This is a genomic window from Ilumatobacter nonamiensis YM16-303 (assembly GCF_000350145.1).
GTDB lineage: Bacteria > Actinomycetota > Acidimicrobiia > Acidimicrobiales > Ilumatobacteraceae > Ilumatobacter_A > Ilumatobacter_A nonamiensis.
In genome coordinates this window covers 1-4,237 of record NZ_BAOL01000120.1, presented here as the reverse complement: position 1 = coordinate 4,237, position 4,237 = coordinate 1, and the positions used below count along the sequence as shown (strand labels likewise).

Sequence of the window (4,237 nt, the reverse complement as noted above, 5' to 3'; positions counted from 1 at the left end):
GCTCCGTGCGCGAACTGTTCACGAGAACGAGCCGTCAGGACGTGCGACGGGCCTTCTTGCGGAGCGCGGCGATCGCGATTCGTTCATCGGGAAGGACGTTGCGGTCCGCGAGTCGGTGTTCACATGCGGCTTCGAGGTACGCGTCGACGAGACGCCGGCCACGGGACCGACGAAACGTGCGACTGAACAGCCATTGGCCGACTCGATCCGCGCTCGACTCGACGCCGAACGTGGTGACCTCGACGTAGGTGATCGCCGCGTCGAATCCGGCGGGTCCACCGGCCGCGTTCGTCCAGTCGATCACCACCGGTCCGTTCGGCGACATGATGACGTTCATCGGATGCATGTCCAGGTGGAGGACGCTGTGGGCGTGCGACCGGTCGGCGGTGTCGGCCAGCAGCCAGTCGGGGGCCTCGATCTGCGCCAGCCGACGCTGGAGACGGGCGAGTAGACGGGCGTGCGGCACCATCTTCCAGGGACTCGCTGCAAGGCTCTCCATCATCGTCGGCCCCTCGATGCGGTCCATCACGATGTCGTTCCCATCGACCGAGTGGACGGTGGGCACCGGATACCCGTGTTCCGCCACGAGTCCCATGATCCGCGCCTCGAGGTCGACGTCGTGATGGCCATCTCGGTAGCGGCGCAGCACCGTTCCGTCACCGAGGTCGAACACGTCCGCGGCGCGCCCGGATGCGATCAGGGGCCCAGGCTCGTCGGTCATGTTCGGACGGTATCGCGCGCGAGGACGAGCCGATTTCGGCCGGCGCTCGTGTTCGTCTGATCTCGAGTTCCGATTCGCTCAGCGGGGGCTGACGGTGACGGAGTCGCCCGCGCGGATCGAACCGGGGCGCACGACCGACGCGTACCAGCGGGTCGACTCGGGATGTAGTCGCTGATCCATCAGTGAGATGTCACCGTCGAGGAACCAGCGGGCGTTCTTCTGACACGGCACGGCCGGAGCACTCAACTGGCAGCGAACCGTGCCGATGTCGATGACGGTGCCGCCGCGCAGCTGTGCCCAGTCGAGACCCGACACCGTGACGTTCTCGCCTGCACAGCCGGGTGCGATCGGGTGCCCGTCCGCGGCGAGTCGTTCGATCACGTCACCGCTCCAGATGCAGAGCGCCTGCCAGGGCCGACCGTGGTGGACGCGAGCGGCCTGGACGTCGCCCTCGACACCGCGCACGCCGACGGTCGCTTCGTCGATGGCGGTCTTCGGGACCCCGCCATCCGATGCGTTGACCTGCAACACCGCTCCGCGTTGGGTCGGGATCGTGTCGTCTGCCGCCCGGCGCACGTCGGCGATGGAGACGAGGCCGTGCCAGAGGTGGTGGACCTTGTCCTCGAGTTCGACCGACGCGGCGATCGCCTTGAGGTCGTCCACCCACCTGGCCTCCAGTTTGTCGACCAGCTCGGGACGCGCATCGGCGCTCCAACCCTTCAGGAAGTCGGCGGCATGAGCAAGTGTTCGGGTCGCATCCTGCTCGTTCCACTGACTGCGGTCGAAGCCGCACCGGTCGCATTGCTCGACGCCGATCATCGCCCGAAACTAGCCGCGGGCCACTTCCCCCGACGCCCGCTCGCCGGTCGGGCGGATTCCCGACCCGGTTCTCTCTCCGCAGCGGCAACGAATCGAGGTCGAGAAGGGGTGGGTGGGTCGAAACGGCTTGCCCGAGTCGGTCGGAACGGCGATGCTCGGCGGATGACGCCACTCGTTCCCTATGTCCGCCGACCCGACTGGTCGACCGACGACACGCTGGTCTCGGCGCTCGCTGCAGCGATGGTCGACTTCGAGGTCGTCCCCTTCGACGCCCTCGATGCGAGCCGGTACGACGAGGTGTCCGTGGCAGTCGTGGACGGACCGAGCGCGGATCAGTTGGCGAAACTTCCCCATCTCGAGCTCGTGCAGAGCTCGTGGGCGGGAGCCGAGGCGGTCATGCCGGTGGTTCCCGACGGTGTGCACGTGATCCGGCTCGTCGACCCCCAGATGGCGGAGACGATGTCCGAAGCGGTGCTGGCCTGGACGCTGTATCTCCACCGGGAGATGCCCCGCTACGCGCGTCAGCAGCGCGCGGGCGAGTGGCGGCAACACCCGATCGTTCACGCCCGCGATCGTCGCGTGGGGATCGCAGGACTCGGAATACTCGGCACCGCGGCGGCGCGTCGTCTGCTGGCTCAAGGATTCGCGGTGGCCGGGTGGTCGAGATCGTCGAAACAGATCGACGGTGTCAGCTGCTACGACGGGCCGGCAGGGCTCGGCGCGATGCTCGAGCGATCCGACATCGTCGTCAACCTCCTCCCGCACACGGAGGCGACGGTCGGCACGTTCGATGCCGACAGATTCGCCACGATGCCGGCCGGCTCGGCGATCATCAACTTCGGTCGCGGTCCGACGATCGACGACGGCGCGTTGCTGGACGCGCTCGATCGCGGTCACCTCGATCACGCGGTGCTCGACGTGTTCGACGTCGAACCCCTTCCGGCCGAGCATCGGTTCTGGGATCACGAGTCGGTCACGGTGCTGCCGCACATCTCGGCACCGACGACCGTCGAGACCGCTGCGGTGATCGCGGGGGAGAACATCCGCCGGTTCCTCGCGACCGGTGAGCTGCCGACCGAGGGTCTCGTCGACCGCTCGCGCGGCTACTGATCCCCCGTGGCGCGGACCGAACCGTCTACGCGCTGAACTCGAGTACGCCGTCGTCGATCTCGACGTTCGGCCCGAGGAGGTGCTTCTTGTCGTAGGCGTAGCTCTGTGAGGCGGTCCACGGGTCGCGATCCGACTGTTTCGGGTACAGGTGCAGGTTGCGCTTCATGTACCCGGCCGGGAAGTCGTCGATGTACGGACGTTGCGGCATGTCCGGATCGCTGACGACCGGGACCACCTGTCGGACACCGTCGGATCGCATCTTGTTGAGCAGGCGACAGACGTACCGAGCCACCAGGTCGGCGCGCAGCGTCCACGATGCGTTGATGTAGCCGAACGTCGTGCCGAGGTTCGGGATCCCTGAGTACATGAAGCTCTTGTAGGTGAAGGTGTCGGCGAGATTGATCTGTTCGCCGTCGACCACGGGGGTCACACCGCCGAGCGCGAGCAATTCGAGTCCGGTGGCGGTCACGATGATGTCGGCGTCGAGACGTTCGCCGCTCGTGAGGACGATTCCGTCGGCGTCGAACGTCTCGATGTGATCGGTGACGACACTCGCATTTCCGGCGCGGATCGCGGCGAAGATGTCGGCGTCGGGCGACAGACACAGCCGCTGATCCCACGGGTTGTAGCTCGGCGTGAAGTGCGGATCGATGAGGCCGGCGTCGTCACCGAGCGCCTTGGTGACCTGCTTGTTGAGCATTCCCTTGAGCTTCTCGGGCTTCTTGCGCGATGTCGTGTACGCGTACTCGGTGCGCCAGGAGTTGAACTTGCGGATCGTCTTGTAGGCGGCTGCCTCGGGAAGGACTTTGCGCAGTCCGATGGTGATCGGGTTCCGGTTCGGGGCCGGGAAGATCCAGGTGGGTGACCGTTGGAGCATGGTCACTTGTGCGCCCTTCTCGGCCAGCGAGGGAATGAGGGTGACGGCGGTGGCGCCCGAGCCGATGACGACGATCCGTTTGCCGTCGAGTTCGTCGCGCGTCTGCAGCTCGTCGGGCCACTCCTGGGGATGCACGATCTGTCCCGTGAACTCCGACTCGCCGGGGAACTCGGGCCGGTGCGGGTTGGAGTACGAGTAGTAGCCGCTGCACATCTGGAGCCAGTTGCAGGTCATCTGCTCGACGGTGTCGGTCGGTTCGCCGTCGGCATCGACGTGAGCGACATCGATGGTCCACTTCGAGGTCGCGGAGTCCCAGGACGCGCCGACGACGCGGCGCCCGAACGTGATGTGGCGCAGGACGTCGTACTCCTCGGCGGCCTCGCGGATGTACTCCTTGATCATCGGTCCGGGTGCGATCGAGATGTCGCTCTGCCACGGCTTGAAGTCGTAGCCGAGGGTGTACATGTCGCTGTCCGAACGGATTCCGGGATACGTGAACAGGTCCCAGGTTCCGCCGAGATCCTGGCGGGCTTCGACGACCGCGTAGGTCTTCGTCGGGCACTCACGGGTGAGATGGCACGCCTGGCCGATCCCCGACAGTCCCGCTCCGACGATCAGCACGTCGACATGTTGTAACGCTGTTCCAGATCCCATGCTCCGACCGTACCAACTCTGCGTTCTCGTGAACTGTTCGCGCACGGAGCGCGGGA

The 4,237-nt window shown here is 66.3% G+C and carries 4 protein-coding genes; 1 reads left to right on the top strand and 3 read right to left on the bottom strand.

Annotated features, from left to right (window positions below; genetic code table 11):
* Positions 1-34: 34 nt before the first annotated feature.
* Positions 35-721 (bottom strand): phosphotransferase, encoded by a 687-nt coding sequence (locus ON45_RS12295; RefSeq protein ID WP_040494274.1) that lies wholly within the window; start codon positions 719-721, stop codon positions 35-37.
* 78 nt (positions 722-799) lie between these two features.
* Positions 800-1,540 (bottom strand): MOSC domain-containing protein, encoded by a 741-nt coding sequence (locus tag ON45_RS21480; RefSeq protein ID WP_051062972.1) that lies wholly within the window; start codon positions 1,538-1,540, stop codon positions 800-802.
* Positions 1,541-1,702: 162 nt separating this feature from the next.
* On the opposite strand from ON45_RS21480, the gene ON45_RS12285 reads away from it, so the two are divergent.
* Positions 1,703-2,650, top strand: a complete 948-nt coding sequence (locus ON45_RS12285; RefSeq protein ID WP_040494272.1) for a 2-hydroxyacid dehydrogenase — start codon at positions 1,703-1,705, stop codon at positions 2,648-2,650.
* A 25-nt stretch (positions 2,651-2,675) separates the two neighbouring features.
* On the opposite strand, the gene ON45_RS12280 is transcribed toward ON45_RS12285, so the two are convergent.
* Entirely contained in the window at positions 2,676-4,181 is a 1,506-nt protein-coding gene (locus ON45_RS12280) for a flavin-containing monooxygenase (RefSeq protein ID WP_040494276.1), read from the bottom strand.
* Between the last annotated feature and the right edge of the window lie 56 nt (positions 4,182-4,237).